This window comes from Pseudomonas sp. P1_A1 (genome assembly GCF_056406935.1).
Genome location: NZ_JBFTZE010000003.1, coordinates 12,397 through 30,204 on the forward strand (window position 1 = coordinate 12,397; position 17,808 = coordinate 30,204).

A 17,808-nucleotide genomic window follows, 5' to 3' on the forward strand; every position below is an offset into this window, starting at 1 on the left:
ATAATGTTGCGTGTAATGTATATTATGTTAAATGATGTGTCTGGGTGGAACTTTTCCATAAGCTGTCCGATGCCACTTTGGCAGTACGATACGCGTGTCACTTTGACCGCCCTCAGCTAACGCCTTGGCCACGAAGCCATCTCTCACGTGACGACTGATAAAGTCCTGGATGTATTGAGCTGCGATGTTCCGTGCCCTCGGAACAGCCATTGCCTGGCGAATTTCCGTGAAATTGTTTGCCAGCACTCTTACACCTGGAACTGACCTTGCAAATCGCTCCAATGGCTGTCGAACCCCTGCCGCTGCTTCCAATCCAAGCTCTAGAAAGAGATCGACAGCACTTGCAGAGGTGCGCTGCCCCTGGCATCAACTGGGTTTATTGACGACATTAATCTGCGTCAGCCCTACCAGTTCAGCCTGCTCTAAAATCTCTTCCGGCGTCGCGTCCGCAGTGGGCATGATCAGGCTGTTCTCTCCGTCCCCCAAATGCAGCTGCAGAAGATGCATCGCCGCCTCATGGACGGGCAACTGAGGCTGTTTGAGTTCGAACATGTGGGTACGGGGCTCGCCGTTAAACAGGTATTCCAGGGTGTAGTTGCGCATGGTGGAAATTCTCGTAATGGGATAAGTGCAGCTGATGTTGCTACTGCCTGCCGGTACCGRCCACTGCAATTTAGATTCAAGCGAAGACCTTTCTGGTCGTCGGTGCTTATCCGCCGGGGCAATATGCAGATATCGGCCGGCCCAACTGACGAGCATCGACACGCGGTCGTTTCCCGACCTGGATCCGGTGCAAGGCTCACGGCTCACGAAGCGTCGTACACCGGTATTGGGCTGGCCAATGTTGAGATGCTGCAGTCAATCACGAGCAGCGCGAACCTTTCCGCTAAAGACGCTGAAGCCGTAGGTGTTGTAAATGAGAGTAACCGGTATCAAAACGGCGAAACCGACCAGCATGAAAAGCTGACTCGTTGGACTGGAGGCGGCAGCTTGCAAGGTCAGATTCGGCGGAACAATCAGTGGATATAGCGACACCATCATTAATGCAAACGCCAAAATGAAGATTCCCAACGCAGCGAAGAGTGGTAAATACTGACGGCGACTTCGAAATCCGAGAGTAAAGCCGGTCAGCAGTGCAATGAGGAGTGTTGTCGCCGGCAGCCAGACCAGACGATCTGCAAGCCGTTGCACATATCGAGTATCCAGTGTCGTTGTCCAAGCAACCAACACAACCAACAGTACAACGGTGACAAAGCCCAGCAACCTCGCTTGCCGAAGAGATCGTCGATGCAGATCGTCTACTGTGCGCCAATACAACCAGCAGGCGCCCAACCACGTATAGCCCACTACGAGCACTGCGCCACAGTACAACGGGAACATCCTCAACCATTCCCATCCGTCGCCGCTATATTGCCCGCCATCATTTGGTACACCTTGTACCAGCGTCCCCAACACTACCCCCTGACATCCGCCAGCGAAGACTGAGCCGACCAGCAGCAAGCCGTCAACCGCACGCTTGATGCGATCGCTGGGCGCGTGGTCACGAAACTCTAGCGCGACCGCACGAAGAATCAACGCCAAAAACATCAGTACAAACGGCATGTAAAGCGCCGGCAGCAGAATGGCGTAGGCCAGTGGAAACAAGGCTAGCAAGCCGCCGCCCCCGAGCACGAGCCAGGTTTCATTAGCATCCCATATCGGCAAGATTGTCACTGCCATGGCACGACGATGCTTACTAGAACGGGTAAAGCCCATCAGGACGCCTACGCCAAGATCAGTGCCGTCCAGTAGCACATAGCTCAACACTGAGAACCCTAAGGCTGCAGCGGACAACAGTGTTAGCCAGTCAGTGTCCAACATGGATGTATGCCCTCAGGATTTACCTGTCTCGTCAGCCAAAGTTGGTTGCGGCCCAGGCTCGCCCTCGTGAGGCGGCTCACGCAATAATCGCAGCAGCACCCATAGGCCCACGCCAAAGATCACAAAGTAGAACAACAGGATTGTCCATGTCGCTCCTACCACCTGCTGTCGGGATACCGAAGAAAGACTGTCAGCCGTGCGCAGCAGTCCATAGACGGTGAATGGCTGGCGGCCCACCTCTGTTACCACCCAGCCACTCAGCATCGCGAGGAAGCCAGCCGGCGCCATCAACACACACACTCGGAGCATCCAACGTGCCGCGTACAACCGTTGTCGCCATCGCAGTATCAAGCTGGTCATCCCCTGCCCCAGCATCAAAAGGCCCAGACCGACCATGACGCGAAATGCAAAGAACACCGCAGGCACCGGTGGGATATCCTCAGGCGGAAATTCGTCCAGCGCGGCGATGGTGCCACTCAGGTCATGCCGCAAGTACAGCGACGCTATGCGCGGAATAGCTACTTCCCAATGGTTGAGCCGCTCGGTCATGTCAGGAATGGCAAACAAGCGTAATGGTTCGCCCGCTCCTTCAGCCGGGCGAGTCCATGAACCTTCGATGGCGGCCACCTTCTGAGGTTGAACTTTAAGGCTGTGCTCACCATGAAGATCTCCTACGAGGATTTGTCCAGGTGTAAGCACGACAATCGCCCAAAGCGCCATGGAGTATGTAAGCCGAGCTCGCGGATTCTCAGGTGCACGTAACAGCTGCGAGGCGCTGATACCGGCTACCAGCGTGGCGCTGCCGATCAACGCAGCCAATGTCATGTGAACAAGCCGGTAAGGGAAGGACGGATTGAAGATGATTGACCACCAATCCTCGGCGATGAAGCGGCCATCTGGGCCAATGGAGTAACCGGCGGGGGTCTGCATCCAGGAATTGGCTGACAGGATCCAGAAGGCGCTGATGAGCGATCCAATAGCTACGGCGCAGGTGGCAAAAAAATGCAGACGCGGGCCCACCTTCTTCAATCCGAACAACATGATGCCAAGGAAGCCAGCCTCAAGAAAAAATGCAGCAAGCACTTCATAAAACATCAATGGGCCGAGGATATCTCCCGCTTGCGTCGACAGACGCGACCAATTGAGCCCGAATTGGTACTCCAATATCAGACCCGAAGCCGTGCCCACCGCCACGTTAAGGGCAAATATTTTTGACCAGTAACAGTAGACGTCCAGGTAGATCCTTCGCCCACGCCATAGCCAAAGCGCTTCAAGTACCATTAAAAAATTGGCTAAACCAATGGTGAATGCCGCCAGGACAATATGAAAGCTGATGGTGATCGCAAACTGAGCGCGCGCTGCCATTAGCGCGGAATCAATAGCGTCCATGCTTTCCACTCACAGATAGGCGACCCTCATAGGAATCGGCTGTTGGAAGCAGCGAGCGACGGCGAGTAAAAGAGCCGAAGGTTATGGCGTAAATAGACATGGTTAGAAGCGGGAGACCGCTTGCCGGTCTCCTGCCGTCACACCTCCCTTCAGGAAGTCCCCAATCCTCGCGATAGATCGGCTGAACTGTTGGACGCTGTATGGTGCTCTTCGCCCGATTTCCCTTCCATGTCCGAATGATCAGTCGTTTTCGTCACCGTATCACGCACAGCCTCAAAGCCCTCCCGCGCCTGTTGTTTTACCTTGTCAGCCAGGCCCGCGCTGGTCTTACCCATATAGCGTTGCTCAGTCGCTGTCGAAGGTAATGCCGCGCCCAACATGGCCCCTAAAGCGATACCCGCAGCAGCTACCATCAGGGGTTGCTCCCTCAGCAACTGACTGAATTGATTACTCATCACTTGTGTGCTGCGCACCAAACGGTCACTGGCATCATGAACGGTGTGACTTATGTTATCGGTGGCGGCGCCCAAATTATCCGTCAGGGTGGCAGCCTTGTCTTTGACGGTCTGGTAACCCTCCTTGAGCGTATCAGTGGTGTGGTGCAAATGGTCGCGCATACTGTCGATGCCGTCCGCCAGGCCATCGGTCCACTCACCAACCCTGTTCTGATCGGGGTCGACGCGATAGCTAGGGCGTGGGGTCGACGGACGATTCTGACTCATCATCAACCACAGCAACCCGACCGATGTCAGTACAGCGGGAACAGGGTTATTACGAACGCTGGTACCCAGGTTGGTCAGGAACATCGTGCCGTTGCTCTGCATGAAAGACAGCGCCTGATCGAACACCTGCCCTGGCGTGAATTTGCTTTCTAGCGCATCGACGATATTTCCAATGCTTGCACGCTGGGCATCGATGTCACGCTCGATGGCCTCGGGGCTTTTCTGCGACTCGGTTTCGAATTCATTGTTCATGAGACTTTCCTCCGCAGCGCTTCCTGGTCTTTGTTCAAGGCATCCAGCGTGCGATCAGGCTTAAGGTGGGACGACTCGAACTGTTTTTTCCCAGACTGCAGCATGGCGAATCCTACGATCATCACCAGGGCACCGACAATCAGCGCTGCCAACCACGGCGCCATAACAGTGCTCAGGCCATAGACGGCGGACATCAACAAAATGATGAACCCCGCCAGCAGCACAATCGCACCACCCGCGACACCGGCAATGCCTGCCTTGAGCGTCGTCAGACTGGCTTGAAACTCAGCCTTGGCCAAAGCGAGTTCCTTGGTGAACAGCGCAGGCACTTCCCGGGATAGCTGACGTAACAGCCCGACGACCGAAACGTCAGGATCAGGCGCGGGTACTGGTCTTACTCCCGGCAGATTTGGATCTTCTCTGTTCATCACAGCGCTCCTTTGAAGGATGTAGAACCAGGTATCGAATTCGTCCTGAAGTCCGGAGGCTGATCTTGCTCATTCGGCGAGGCCGGAGTGATACCAGTGGCCAGGCCAGGGCTCTGATCGGTGCGTGACGGCCCGGAAGTTTCATAGGGTCTTTGCGCGCCGAAACCGCCTGACGGAGGTATTGAGTTGCCTGCTGCCGGGTCGCTGGCATCGGTGAATGTCGCGGCAGGGACGCTGCCGGCTTTTAGAAAGCGCGACAGGCCAAAGCCAAGCGCAATGCTGCCGGCAATGAACAATGTAGGATTGTTACGCGCCAGATCGGCTGCGTCATGGAGCAACTGTTCAGCACTTTTTCCTCGAAGATTTCCCGCGAGACCGCTCATGGACTCTGCCATGTCTGCGAGGTAGTCGGACATGCCAAGCGTGTCCTTGTCTTCCAATTCTGAAACGAAAGATTTCGTCCCTTGGGCCAACGCCTCAATCTGGTCTGCCGCGGTGTCACGGTATTGGCCAAACTGCGCATCCGCCTGCTGTCTTGCGTCGCCAAGCGCCTCTGTTACGTTTTCCTTCAGGTGTTGAAAGTCTTGCTCTGGCCCTTCGGAGTTCGGTTTGTCTGGCTGACTCCCGGGCGTGGTGTCTGAAGTATTCATGTCGTCCCTCGCCTTCTGGGTGAAAAAAAGCGTTATTAAGGTTCGCCACGAAATACCCGCAGCCCCCTCATTCCAGTCGACAGAGCAGCGTTATGGGGAGTTCCAATGGAATGATGAGCGATGAAAACTGCGGTGGCGCCCATTGGCGAAGCTGATCCGGAGTCCTGATTGCCGGTTTCACGTAAGCGTCTAGCTTGATCCGAGACCGCGCCCTTCCCCGCTACACGTGCTGCCATCTGCCATCAATCGAATAGCTTCTCTGACTGCCCGGCAGGCAGCATACGGAGCTGCTAGTGTTAATCCGCATGCCGTCAAAGTCCCTGCAGTTGGGTGGGTGTGAGCCGCCGTTTTGTTCGTGACCGAGTGCTACGCCTGCCGCTGCTGTTCGTTGGCAGTGGTGTAACCCAAGATCTTCCTAATCCATCGAATGGCGCTTAATCCAGGAGAAAAATCATGGCGAAGGTACTGGTTCTCTATTACTCAATGTACGGTCACCTCGAAACGATGGCTGGCGCAGTGGCCGAAGGCGCACGATCCGTACCTGGCACCGACGTGACGCTCAAGCGCGTTGCTGAAACCATCCCGGCCGAACAGGCAGCAGCCATCGGCGTCAAACTTGACCAGAAGGCACCGGTGGCGACACCTGACGAGCTGGGCAATTACGATGCAATCATCTTTGGTACACCAACGCGCTTCGGCAATATGGCGGGACAGATGCGCACGTTTCTCGACCAGACCGGCGGACTGTGGATGAGCGGCGCGCTGGTCGGGAAAATCGGCAGTGTCTTTGCGTCGACCGGCACCCAGCACGGTGGCCAGGAAACCACGATTACGTCGTTTCACAGCACACTCCTGCATCAAGGGATGGTCATCGTGGGTGTGCCTTACACCTGCGCAGGGCTGACCAACATGAGCGAGATCACCGGCGGTACGCCCTATGGCGCGACCACACTGGCAGGCGCTGACGGTAAACGGCAACCGTCACAGAATGAACTGGATATTGCGCGTTTCCAGGGTAAACACGTCGCTGAGCTTGCAATCAAGATCGCGGGTTAACGCAAGCACCTAAATCAGAGGAGCGACGTTCTAGTGAGGTCGTTCCTCATCACCGCTACCGCTCATACACCTCCAGCCCAAGTATCGCGCAGACAACATTGTTGTAGCGCACCTGCGGGCTATCAATAGCCCTCGTAAAACACCGTACTTGATGAAAACCCGCCCTCACAGAGCCTCGCTCGCTACCGCAGCAAGCGTCAACAAACTGTTACTTTTTTGATACACCTCTCCAACCGCTGATCAGTTAGTCCGATTTTTTGACACATCCCCGATATGTGGTCATAACTTTTGCACTCCGCTGGGTCAAACCACGGTGGCTGTCGATGGAATATTGGCATCTTCCGAGGTCTTAGCCTGATACGGAGATAAGCTCATGATTTTCAATGCACAAAATTTTGGCGCCAAAGGAGATGGCATCACTGACGACACAGCGGCGATACAAAGTGCAATTGATGCGGCGGCCGCCGCAGGCGGGGGGCAGGTGTATATGCCGACCGGAACTTACATCGTTTCGGGCGGTGTGGAACCTTCCGACGGTTGCCTGATGCTCAAGAGCAACGTCTATCTGTACGGCGACGGCATGGGCGCAACCACCGTCAAGGTGGCTGACGGTTCCGACACCAAGATCACCGGAGTCATCCGCTCCGCCTATGGCGAGGAAACCCACGACTTCGGCGTCAGCAACCTCACCATCGACGGCAACCGTGACAACACCACGGGCAAGATCGACGGTTGGTTCAACGGCTACATTCCCGGGCAAGCTGGCTACGACTCCAACGTCACCCTCGACAGCGTCGAGATCAAGGATTGCTCCGGGTACGGTTTCGACCCCCACGAGCAGACCGTCAACATGGTCATCAAGAACAGCGTGTCCCACGGCAACGGCCTGGACGGTTTCGTAGCTGACTTCCTGAGCAACAGCACCTTCGAAAACAACGTCGCCTACGACAACGACCGGCACGGTTTCAACGTCGTGACCAGCACCCACGACTTCACGCTCACCAATAACGTTGCCTACAACAACGGCGGCAATGGCATCGTGATCCAGCGCGGCAGCGAGAACATCCCCTCCCCCAGCAACATCACCATCACCGGTGGCGAGGTGTATGGCAACGGCGCCGAAGGGGTGCTGATCAAAATGTCCAGCGAGGTGACGGTCAGCGGCGTCGACATTCACGACAACACCAGCGCCGGGATCCGCATCTACGGCAGCAACCACGTCGAGCTTATCGACAACACGCTCAACAGCAATTCCCTGGGCAACCCCGTACCGGAGATCATCATCCAGTCCTACAACGACACCCTGGGTGTGTCCGGCAAGTACTACAACGGCAGCGATAACATCATCCAGAGCAACATCATCACCGGCAGCAACCTGTCGACCTACGGCGTTGCGGAGCGCAATGAAGACGGCACCGATCGCAACGCCATCATCGGCAACTCCATCAGCCACACCAGCAACGGTGCGACGCTGGTCTATGGCGACGGCAGCTACGTCAGCGACACGGTACCGATGACCACCGTGCAAGGCACAGCTGGCAACGACACCCTGCTGGGCAGCGCCGGCAGCGAGATTTTCTATGGCGGTGCCGGCAACGACACCATCAATGGCAGGGCCGGTGACGACATTCTGGTAGGCGGTGCAGGCATCGATAAACTCACCGGCGGTACCGGCGCCGATACGTTCCGTTTCACCACTCAGTCCGACAGTTACCGCAACGCAACCGCAAGCTTCGATGACACCATCACCGACTTCGATGTCACCCAGGACAAGATCGACCTCGCCGGCCTCGGTTTCACCGGCCTGGGCAATGGCCATGGCAGTACCCTGCAAGTCAGCTACAGCGCCAGCAGTAACCGCACCTACATCAAGGACTACGATGCCGACGCCAGTGGCAATCGCTTCGAATTGATCCTCTCGGGCAACCTCGCCAGCACTCTGACCGCCAGCAATTTCATCTTCAATCGTRTGCTCACCGGCACCAGCGGCAACGACTCGCTGCTGGGCAGTGATTCGGCCGACACCCTGCTCGGCCTGGCGGGTAACGACAGCCTCAATGGCGGCGCGGGCGACGACAAGCTCGACGGCGGTGCCGGTATGGACACTCTCACCGGTGGCGCCGGAGCGGACTCCTTTGTGTTTTCCAATCGCCTGGACAGTTACCGCAATTACAACACCGGCGGTGCCAACCTTGGCGACCTGATCACCGATTTCGATATCACCGCCGACAAGATCGACCTCTCGGCCATGGGGTTCACCGGCCTGGGGGATGGCAAAAACAACACCGTGTACGTGGCGCTCAACAGTACCGGCACCAAGACGTACATCAAGTCCCTGACCGCCGACGTCGATGGCAACCGCTTCGAAGTGGCACTGAACGGTAACTACCTCGACAAGCTGACCAGCGCCAACTTTGTCTTCGCCACGTCGTCACCGACCAACCACGCGCCGGTTCTGGCCACGCCGCTGCTGGATCAGAACGCAACCGAAAACGCCCCGTTCAGCTACGTGGTGCCAGCCACCAGCTTCACCGATCCGGATAATGACAACCTCAGCTACACCGCCACCCTGGCCGATGGCAGCGCCCTGCCCGCGTGGCTGAGCTTCAATGCCTCCAACCTCACCTTCACCGGCACACCGACCAGCACCGCGTCCGGYAATTACAACGTGCTGGTCAAGGCCACGGACCCGGCCGGTGCATCGGCCAGCGATAGCTTCGCCCTGGGAGTGGCCGATGTGCCCGCCAACACGATCACCGGCACCAACAATGCCGAAACCCTCAATGGCACGGCGGGTGCAGACCTGATCCTCGGCCTCGGTGGCAACGACACGATCAAGGCCGGCGCTGGCGCCGACATCGTCGACGGCGGTGCCGGACGCGACTCGCTGTATGGTGGCGACGGCCCCGACACCTTCCGCTATACCAACCTGCTCGACAGCTACCGCGACTACGACACGGGTGGTGTCACAGCCACCGACACGATTTATGACTTCACTGCGGGCGTCGACAAGATCGATGTTTCAGGCCTGGGCATTGTCGGTCTCGGCGATGGCCACAATGGCACCTTGTACATCACCCTCAACGCGGCCGGCGACAAGACCTACATCAAGTCCGCCGAAGCGGATGCCGATGGCAATCGCTTTGAAATCGCCCTCAGCGGCAACTACCTCAACACCCTGACCGCCAGCGACTTCGTGTTCGGCACACGCGCCCAACAGGACATCCTCTACCTGCCCACCCTCGGCCAATCCAATGCGCGCCTGCTGCGCATGACGGAGGACGACAATCAGTCCGGCACCTCGATGCTGGTCAACGACCTGGACCGCTACACCCCCTATGACGTGCGTAGTCAGTTCACCGATGCCGATGGCAACGGCATCGACATCGCGGTGGGCGGCAGCACGGTCACCGGCCTGTCGACGCTCAGCGCCGAGGAACTCAAATTGTGCTGGTGGCTGACCGACACCAACCAACCCGGGGCTGCGCTGTTGCGCGCCGTGACGCTGCTGAGCGACCAGCGCTCCGAACTGCAATCGATCAATAACGTCACCATGGGCATCATTTGGGGCCAGGGTGAGGAAGCCGCCCAGGAGATCGCCCAAGCCACGGACAAAGCAGCGGCAGCAGCGGCCTACAAGGCTGCGACCCTAAAGGTGTTTGACTACCTGCATGCCCAGTTCGGCAACTTCGACGTGTACATGATGGAAACCGGTCACTACGAGCAGGACGCGGCGCGCGCCCGTGGCTATTCGGAAGAGAAGATTGCCTCCATCGTCGAGGGGGTTGGCTATGTTCACGCCGCCCAGGAAGCCATTGCCGCCGAGCGCGCCGACGTCAAGCTGGCGGTGGACTACAACGACCTCCCCTTGCGACACGAAGTCGATCCGCTGACGTATCCCGACGACGTCTGGCACCTGCACGAGGAATCGGCGGAAATCGTCGGCCAGCGCCTGGCCGACTACATCGCCAATGACCTTGGTTTCCAGGGCAACCCCAACGACAACAACAGCGTGCAGGACATTTTCGACAGCAACCGGACGATGATTTCCGGTACCGACCAAGCGGATACCCTGGTGGGCAGCTCGGGTAACGACACGCTGGATGGCGGCCTGGGCGCCGACACAATGACCGGTGGCGATGGCAATGACATTTATGTGATCAACAACGTGCTCGACCGCGTGGTGGAAAGCAACACCTCGATCTCGCAGATCGATACGGTACAGGCCTCCGTCAGTTGGACCTTGGGCGCCAATCTCGAGAACCTGGTGCTCACCGGCGTGTCGGGCATCAACGGCACCGGCAATGAGCAGCACAACTTCATCACCGGCAATGCCGGCAATAACCTGCTCAATGGTGCCGCAGGGGGCGACAGCATGAGCGGTGGCGATGGCAACGACACCTACTATGTCGACAATGCTGACGACGCCGTGATCGAGACCAACAGCAATGCGGCGTCTGGAGGGATCGACAGTGTGCACAGCAGCCTGGCGGCCTATACCCTCGGCAACAACGTCGAGCATCTGTATATCGATAGCGCTGGCGCCGCCAATGGCACGGGCAACGCGTTGGACAACACGCTGTTCGCCGGAGCCGGCAACAACGTGCTGGACGGACGCGAGGGCAATGACACGGTGTCTTTTGAACGCGCCCAGTCCGGCGTTACCGTCAACCTCTCGACGTCAGCGCAGCAAAACACCGTGGGTTCCGGGCTCGACACCGTGAAGCTCTTCGAAAACCTCACGGGAAGCGCCTACGCCGACACTCTGTCGGGTAACAGCGGGGCGAACGTTCTGAACGGTGGTGCGGGCAACGATACGTTGGTGGGCGGTTCGGGCGATGACCGGCTGATCGGCGGCGCCGGCACCGACAACCTCACCGGAGGCACTGGCGCGGATACCTACGTGTTTGATGCGCTGTCGGACATGGGCGCCGGCGCTTTACGCGATGTGATCAACGGTTTCAAGAGCACCGAGGGTGATCATCTGGACTTCACCGGCCTGGACGCCAACCCGCTGACCACTGCTATCGATGCGTTCACCTTCATCGGCAGCAACGCCTTCGACCCTGCCGACGCCACCGGCCAACTACGCTTTGCCGATGGCATTCTCTACGGCAGTGTCGATGCCGACGCCGCCCCCGAGTTCGAAATCTCACTGGTGGGCGTCACGGATTTGCACGCCAGCGATTTCACAGCCTGAGTCAAGCCGAAAGGGGATGTGCAGTTCTGGTACGGGGGGCAGGCGTCAATTTCGCCAGCGAGAAAAAACTCGGTCAAGGTGGGTTTTAGAAAGGTGATCCAACCCCTGCCCTTCAGTTCTTACTCGATTTGGGTATCGCAATACGGCTACTGGTCTTGACCTCGCGTAATGCCAGGCTGGACTGGATGGAGGCAATACCCACCTGGCGCCTGAGCACCTGCTCGATAAAGTCACTGTAGCTATCAAGATCCTCCGCCAACACTTGCAGCACGTAGTCGGCATCCCCAGTGATCTTGTGGCAGGACAACACTTCGGGCAATTGCGCGATCACCGCCTCGAAGTCGTCGGGGGCGTGATCGGCGTGAGTGGAAAAACGGATGTGCACGAACGCCATGATATCCAGCCCCAGCATTCGTCGATCAAGGTTAGCCTGATAGCCCTTGATCACTCCCGCCTCCTCCATTCTCTTACGCCGCCGCCAGCAAGGCGTCAGGCTTAACGACAGACGCTCACTGAGCTCGGCGTTGGAGATACTCGCATCCTCCTGCAGCAATGCGAGAATCGCCAGGTCGGTGTCGTCGAGACTGATGCGCCTGGATGTTTTTTTCTGCATTGCGCCATTCCTGAGTAAAACCTCCCGCAATATCTACCAGACACTGAAAACAAAGCAAAGAAATCGCATCCGTACCAGAACAAAATATTTGCACTGGCTCACATCAACGGATGCGCACAATGTTTACAGTTTTCAGTGATTCCCACCGTTTGCACCACGGCACCGAATTGAAAGACGGCGTGCTCAAGCCGTCCTTCGAACAGCCCAGTCGGGCCGATACCGTCCATCATCGGGTCAAGCAGGTCGGGCTTGGTCAGGTCATCGAACCGCGAGTATTTGACCGGTCGTGCTATGTCAACGCGCACAGCGAGCGCTACGTAACCTTTCTTGAATCCGCCTGGTCTGAATGGAGCGCAACCGGACGCACCCACGATGCCTTGCCGCTGGTATGGCCAGTGCGTGATCTGGGCAACGAGCAAGTGCCGACTTACATCGACGGCAAGTTGGGTTTCTACGCCATGGACGCTGGCTCCCCGATTACCGCCACCACATGGCAAGCGGTAAAAACCAGCGCCGATATCGCGCTGACCGGCCTGGCACTGATCGATGAAGGCCACGACAGTGCTTTTGCCCTGTGCCGTCCGCCCGGCCATCACGCAGCACGTGAATACATGGGCGGCTATTGCTATCTCAACAACGCCGCCATTGCCGCACAACAGGCTATTACACAAGGCGCCAAACGTGTCGCGGTACTGGACGTCGACTTCCATCATGGCAACGGCACCCAGAACATTTTCTACGGGCGCAGTGACGTCATGTTTGTCTCGCTGCACGGCGAGCCGACGGTGTCTTATCCGTATTACTCAGGCTTCAGCCACGAAGTCGGCGCCGGCCACGGCGAAGGGTACAACCTCAACTACCCGTTGCCGAAGAACACCACCTGGGAAAGCTATCGCAACGCCCTGCTCCACGCCTGCAAGAAACTTCAGCAATTCGCCCCTGAAGTGCTGGTTATTTCACTCGGCGTCGACACGTTCAAGGACGACCCCATCAGCCACTTCCTGCTGGAAAGCGAAGACTTCATCGGCATCGGCGAGCTGATAGCGGGCGTGGGCTGCCCCACCCTGTTCGTGATGGAAGGTGGCTACATGGTCGATGAAATCGGGATCAATGCAGTCAACGTACTGCATGGTTACGAGAGCAAACGCGCCTGAGTCACCCCCTGAATCGCAACGTTTCAACTACTGAATCGGAGAATAAAAACATGACTCTTTTTATAGACGTCGATCATGCAGCACGCCTGTTCGCCAAGGTGGGAGTCCGCCGGGCAATCCGCGAAATGGCGACTTACATCGAAGCTGACTACTCACGCTGGGCGCAGTTTGATAAGTCGCCGCGCACCGCCAGTCATTCGGCCGACGGTGTGATCGAGTTGATGCCGACGGACGACGGCCAACAGTACTCGTTCAAATACGTGAATGGTCACCCGGACAACGGTCAAAGCGACTTGCTGACGGTGATGGCCTTCGGTGTCCTGGCGGATGTCCACAGTGGCTATCCAACCTTGCTCAGCGAACTGACGCTGACTACAGCCGTGCGCACTGCCGCGACCTCCGCCCTGGTCGCGCAGTCCCTGGCGCGCCCGGGTGCAAGCATCATGGCAATCATCGGCAATGGCGCCCAGAGCGAATTTCAGGCCCTCGCCTTCCATGAAATGCTGTCCATCAAGGAACTACGCATTTTTGATATCGATCGCGACGCCTCGCTTAAGTTAAAGCACAACCTGTCCGCATTCCCGGATATCAAGGTGATTCTGGCCAACTCGGTACAGGAAGCGGTCAAGGGTGCGCACATCGTCACCACGGTTACCGCAGACAAGGCCTATGCAACGATTCTGACGCCCGAGATGATCGAGCCCGGTATGCATATCAATGCCGTCGGCGGTGATTGCCCTGGGAAAACCGAACTGCACGCCGACATCCTGCGCAATGCCCGGGTCATCGTTGAGTTTGAACCTCAAACCCGGATTGAAGGCGATATTCAACAACTGGAGGCCGACTTTCCCGTCGTCGAATTCTTCCGGATTGTTCAAGGTGAAGTAGCGGGCCGTGAGAACGACGCACAGGTCACGGTTTTCGATTCCGTGGGTTTTGCCCTCGAAGACTTTTCGTCACTGCGCTACGTGCACGACCTGGCACGCGAACATGCCATCGGTGAGCGCATTCACCTGGTGCCGACGCCGGCCAATATAAAAAACCTCTATCAACTGCTTGATCAGCAGCCAGCAGTGCCCTCGCGTCTGCGCACAGTCAGCTGATCGCCATAGGTGAGGCCTCCTGAGCAAAGTGCCAAGGGGCTACTCACCGTGTGACCGGACGAGAAACCCTGCCACACGCCAACCACCACCGTCAGTAGCCGTTGCATCTCTAACAAGAACGCTAGACACCCACTTTCTGCCAAAACTCAAAAACATAAAATCAAGAGGTTTTGTAATGAAAACGACTCCGTCCGGGCAGCCTGAACAGCCCGCGCTGCAGCGCACCCTCAGCAATCGTCACATTCAGCTAATGGCCATGGGAGGTGCCATTGGTACAGGCCTGTTCATGGGCTCCGGGAAGATCATCGCCCTTTCCGGCACGTCGATCATCCTCATCTATATGATCATCGGCCTGTTCGTCTACTTCGTCATGCGCGCCATGGGCGAACTGTTGCTCTCCAACTTAAACTTCAAAAGCTTCGCGGATTTTGCCGGTGCCTACCTTGGCCCGCGAGCGGCATTTTTTCTCGGCTGGTCGTACTGGCTAAGCTGGAGCGTCGCGGTGGTGGGCGATGCGGTAGTGGTCGGCGGATTCTTTCAGTACTGGTTTCCCCATGTACCCGCCTGGATACCGGCCATCGGCATGCTACTGACGCTGTTTGCCTTGAACGTGCTGACCGTCAGGCTTTTCGGCGAGGTGGAGTTCTGGTTCGCGATCATCAAGATCATTGCCGTCGTCACCTTGATTGGCGTCAGCATGGTGCTGATTGCCAGCTCCTTCGTCTCACCCAATGGCGTCACTGCATCCCTGAACCACCTGCTGGATAAACAGGCAGCCTTCCCCAACGGCCTGTTCGGTTTCTTTGCCGGTTTCCAGATGGCAATCTTTTCCTTTGCCGGCACCGAGCTGATCGGCACTGCAGCCGCCGAAACTCGCTCCCCCGAGAAGACCCTGCCTAAAGCCATCAACTCGATTCCGCTGAGAATCATCCTGTTTTATGTGTTGGCACTGGCCTGCATTATTGCAGTGACTTCATGGCAACAGGTTTCACCCAACAAGAGCCCTTTCGTCGAACTGTTTCTGGTTGCAGGGTTTCCCGCAGCAGCCGGTATCGTCAACTTTGTGGTGCTGACATCTGCCGCGTCATCGGCCAACAGCGGCGTATTTTCATCCAGCCGCATGCTGTTTGGACTGGCCAGTCATGACAATGCTCCAGGGATTTTTCGGCGTTTGTCGGGCAATAGCGTGCCTCTGCTGAGCCTCGCGTTCACCACACTTTTGACGCTGGTGGGAGTGCTGTTGCTGTTCATCGTTCCGGAAGTCATGACAGCGTTCACCATCGTCTCGACCGTGTCGGCGATCCTGGTGATTTTCACTTGGTCGACCATCCTCGCGTCGTACATTGCCTATCGCAGAAGCCGGCCCGACCTGCATGCGCAATCGGCCTACAAGATGCCTGGCGGCGTGCCGATGGCCTGGTTCTCCTTGGCGTTCCTGGGCTTTGTTCTCTGTTTGCTGGCATTAAGACCTGACACCCGTATTGCGTTAATGGTCATGCCGGGGTGGTTTATATGGTTGGCAATTGCCTATCAGCTGACCCACACCTGGAGGCCCAAACCCGCAGCTGGATCGATAAGTCAGTACAACTGATTTTACCTGGAGCCTTTGGGGGCAACGCCCTTGAGTGACGTGGCATAGGAGCGAGAGCGCAAAAGGATGCTCTGGGAAGAGCATCTGCGCTTAGCGTTATAGCCCCCTTCTACAACCCAACCACCGCCGAGCGGTATGGCAAGTTCTGAGCACTGACTTACACTGCGATACACCAATGCGAACGAATAACTATTCAACGCATCGATCAATCCCACGGCAATCCGGGCATCACGTAATGATCTGGGTGAAGCCAACATGAAAACGGTCACGACCCTTTTCACCTGTCTACTCGCTGCCAGCGTATGCGCGGCGGCGAGCACTTGCGTTAATGCTGCACCAACCTTCAAGACCAGCTTCGACTGTGCCGAGGCAAAGGCCTCCGTCGAAAAGCTGATCTGTCGTGATCCGCAACTGGCGCAGATGGATATCGAACTGATGCGTCTTTATCGCCTGGCGCTCACGGATGAACATTCAGTGCCGCGTCCGGACAAAATCATGATCGACCAGCAGTTCTGGATCGATGCCCGCAATCAGTGCGCCTCCACACCTGTACCCAAGACGTGCACAGTCCGCAGTTATGCCGAACGCGCGTACCAGCTGCGCCAAGGCTCGGCCATCGTGAGAACCAAGGACCCATACAGACTCACCGAGGGCCCCCTGGCTTTTCGTTGTACAGGGCTTGACCCGCTGATTGCCGCCACCTTCTTCACCACGCAGCCGGGTGTCGTGTACCTGAAATGGGCGAACACCTCGATTGTCCTGAACCAGGAGCCGAGTGATTCGGGAACCCGATACACAGGCAAGGATAGCCAGGGGAACTACAGTTTCTGGCAAGACGGCGACGTGGTGCTTTTCCAGAAGCCAGGCTCAGGGCCAATGAGTTGCAAGGCCGAGCCGGTCGGTTGATTTCTCTGGCGCAAGTACGGCTGCCCTCCTCCGCAATTCTGCCCCGCTAAACCTGCACGCAAAAAAAAAGGTTCTTCACGGATTGCCGGGAAAGTCGTTCTTGATCTTCAAGCAACCACCGGCCCGCGACCCTGCACCGACATAGAGCCTTACATGTTTTCCAAGGCATGCGTGTCGCAAAAAAGTAGTTGCGAGCGTTTTCAGATTGTGTTTTAAGGGATGACCGCGAGCCGAAGGGTTTGTGGCGTGCTCCTGGAAGGTGCGCTGTTCGAGTGAGGCTGTCTCCAGGTCTTTTCGAAAAAAATAAAAGGATTTAGATTATGACGTCTTTTCAAGATATAAAACCTGAGCAGGTCGATGCGCTCAAAAAGCAATCGCAGGCTGCCTTTGACGCACAAATCAAGCGCCAGCAAGAGGTTGCCAGTGCGAAGCCGGCGCTAGAAGAGGTCCTCCATCAGAAGGTGCACCCACAATCGTTGTGTGGATGCGGATGCCAGCAGAACATTTGCGGCTACTTCTCTTTCGAAGGTTGCGGTTGCGGTTGCTATCCTCAGACCGAAACCATCCAGATTAGTGCGTCACCCGCCGATATCGGACCATATGCTCCTCAACAAGGAACCAGAGTGCGGTTCGTCGGCCAGGCGACAGGTACGGGTACCAATATCAACATTCCCACTATCTACCTGCAGGGCACCGTGCCTGATGCTGAGAACCTCATCGGCGTCCCGTTGTCGCTGCAATTGTCGATTAGTCCAGGTTCGCTCACTCTGTACCTTTTTGAAGGGCCGCGGCTGCTGGCCGCACTGGTCCATCCATCGCAATATGGCGGGAACATTACTGGGCAGTTCTCCGGCAGTGGAACCGGCTTTTTCCAGCCGGCGTGA

14 protein-coding genes are annotated in these 17,808 nt (G+C 57.2%); 7 read left to right on the forward strand and 7 right to left on the reverse strand.

From position 1 onward, the window contains the following. Window positions 1-366: 366 nt before the first annotated feature. The 6 genes from AC1D2Q_RS05270 to AC1D2Q_RS05295 form a co-directional block, all read right to left on the reverse strand. Window positions 367-603 carry a hypothetical protein gene (locus AC1D2Q_RS05270; RefSeq protein ID WP_477812473.1) on the reverse strand — a complete coding sequence of 79 codons (237 nt, stop codon included), beginning with the start codon at window positions 601-603 and terminating at the stop codon, window positions 367-369. Window positions 604-858: 255 nt separating this feature from the next. Further along, window positions 859-1,860 (reverse strand): cytochrome d ubiquinol oxidase subunit II, encoded by a 1,002-nt coding sequence (gene cydB, locus AC1D2Q_RS05275; protein WP_477812474.1) that lies wholly within the window; start codon window positions 1,858-1,860, stop codon window positions 859-861. A gap of 12 nt (window positions 1,861-1,872) precedes the next feature. Beyond that, window positions 1,873-3,249, reverse strand: a complete 1,377-nt coding sequence (locus AC1D2Q_RS05280; RefSeq protein ID WP_477812475.1) for a cytochrome ubiquinol oxidase subunit I — start codon at window positions 3,247-3,249, stop codon at window positions 1,873-1,875. A 149-nt stretch (window positions 3,250-3,398) separates the two neighbouring features. Then, complete coding sequence (locus AC1D2Q_RS05285) at window positions 3,399-4,223, reverse strand: DUF3618 domain-containing protein (protein ID WP_477812476.1); 825 nt, start codon at window positions 4,221-4,223, stop codon at window positions 3,399-3,401. Further along, entirely contained in the window at window positions 4,220-4,651 is a 432-nt protein-coding gene (locus AC1D2Q_RS05290) for a phage holin family protein (RefSeq protein WP_477812477.1), read from the reverse strand. The genes AC1D2Q_RS05285 and AC1D2Q_RS05290 overlap by 4 nt, the downstream gene beginning before the upstream one ends. Next, window positions 4,651-5,301 carry a hypothetical protein gene (locus AC1D2Q_RS05295; RefSeq protein ID WP_477812478.1) on the reverse strand — a complete coding sequence of 217 codons (651 nt, stop codon included), beginning with the start codon at window positions 5,299-5,301 and terminating at the stop codon, window positions 4,651-4,653. Before AC1D2Q_RS05295 ends, AC1D2Q_RS05290 begins: the two co-directional genes overlap by 1 nt. A 453-nt stretch (window positions 5,302-5,754) precedes the next feature. Here AC1D2Q_RS05295 and wrbA point away from each other — a divergent pair, with 453 nt between their 5' ends. Continuing rightward, a complete protein-coding gene (wrbA, locus tag AC1D2Q_RS05300) occupies window positions 5,755-6,357 on the forward strand; it encodes an NAD(P)H:quinone oxidoreductase (RefSeq protein ID WP_008010452.1) in 603 nt (200 codons plus the stop codon). Window positions 6,358-6,730: 373 nt separating this feature from the next. Next, complete coding sequence (locus tag AC1D2Q_RS05305) at window positions 6,731-11,557, forward strand: M10 family metallopeptidase C-terminal domain-containing protein (RefSeq protein ID WP_477812479.1); 4,827 nt, start codon at window positions 6,731-6,733, stop codon at window positions 11,555-11,557. A gap of 112 nt (window positions 11,558-11,669) precedes the next feature. Here AC1D2Q_RS05305 and AC1D2Q_RS05310 read toward each other — a convergent pair whose 3' ends face one another. Then, window positions 11,670-12,170 carry an Lrp/AsnC family transcriptional regulator gene (locus AC1D2Q_RS05310; RefSeq protein ID WP_477812480.1) on the reverse strand — a complete coding sequence of 167 codons (501 nt, stop codon included), beginning with the start codon at window positions 12,168-12,170 and terminating at the stop codon, window positions 11,670-11,672. A gap of 119 nt (window positions 12,171-12,289) precedes the next feature. On the opposite strand from AC1D2Q_RS05310, the gene AC1D2Q_RS05315 reads away from it, so the two are divergent. The 5 genes from AC1D2Q_RS05315 to AC1D2Q_RS05335 all read left to right on the forward strand — a co-directional run bounded on the left by AC1D2Q_RS05315 (window position 12,290) and on the right by AC1D2Q_RS05335 (window position 17,808). After that, entirely contained in the window at window positions 12,290-13,324 is a 1,035-nt protein-coding gene (locus AC1D2Q_RS05315) for a histone deacetylase family protein (RefSeq protein ID WP_477812481.1), read from the forward strand. Window positions 13,325-13,374: 50 nt separating this feature from the next. After that, window positions 13,375-14,427 carry an ornithine cyclodeaminase gene (locus AC1D2Q_RS05320; protein WP_477812482.1) on the forward strand — a complete coding sequence of 351 codons (1,053 nt, stop codon included), beginning with the start codon at window positions 13,375-13,377 and terminating at the stop codon, window positions 14,425-14,427. 175 nt (window positions 14,428-14,602) lie between these two features. Continuing rightward, window positions 14,603-16,018, forward strand: a complete 1,416-nt coding sequence (locus tag AC1D2Q_RS05325; protein ID WP_477812483.1) for an amino acid permease — start codon at window positions 14,603-14,605, stop codon at window positions 16,016-16,018. A gap of 255 nt (window positions 16,019-16,273) precedes the next feature. Further along, a complete protein-coding gene (locus AC1D2Q_RS05330; RefSeq protein ID WP_477812484.1) occupies window positions 16,274-16,924 on the forward strand; it encodes an MliC family protein in 651 nt (216 codons plus the stop codon). Window positions 16,925-17,244: 320 nt separating this feature from the next. Further along, window positions 17,245-17,808: a hypothetical protein gene (locus tag AC1D2Q_RS05335; RefSeq protein ID WP_477812485.1), complete on the forward strand. Its 564-nt coding sequence runs from the start codon at window positions 17,245-17,247 to the stop codon at window positions 17,806-17,808.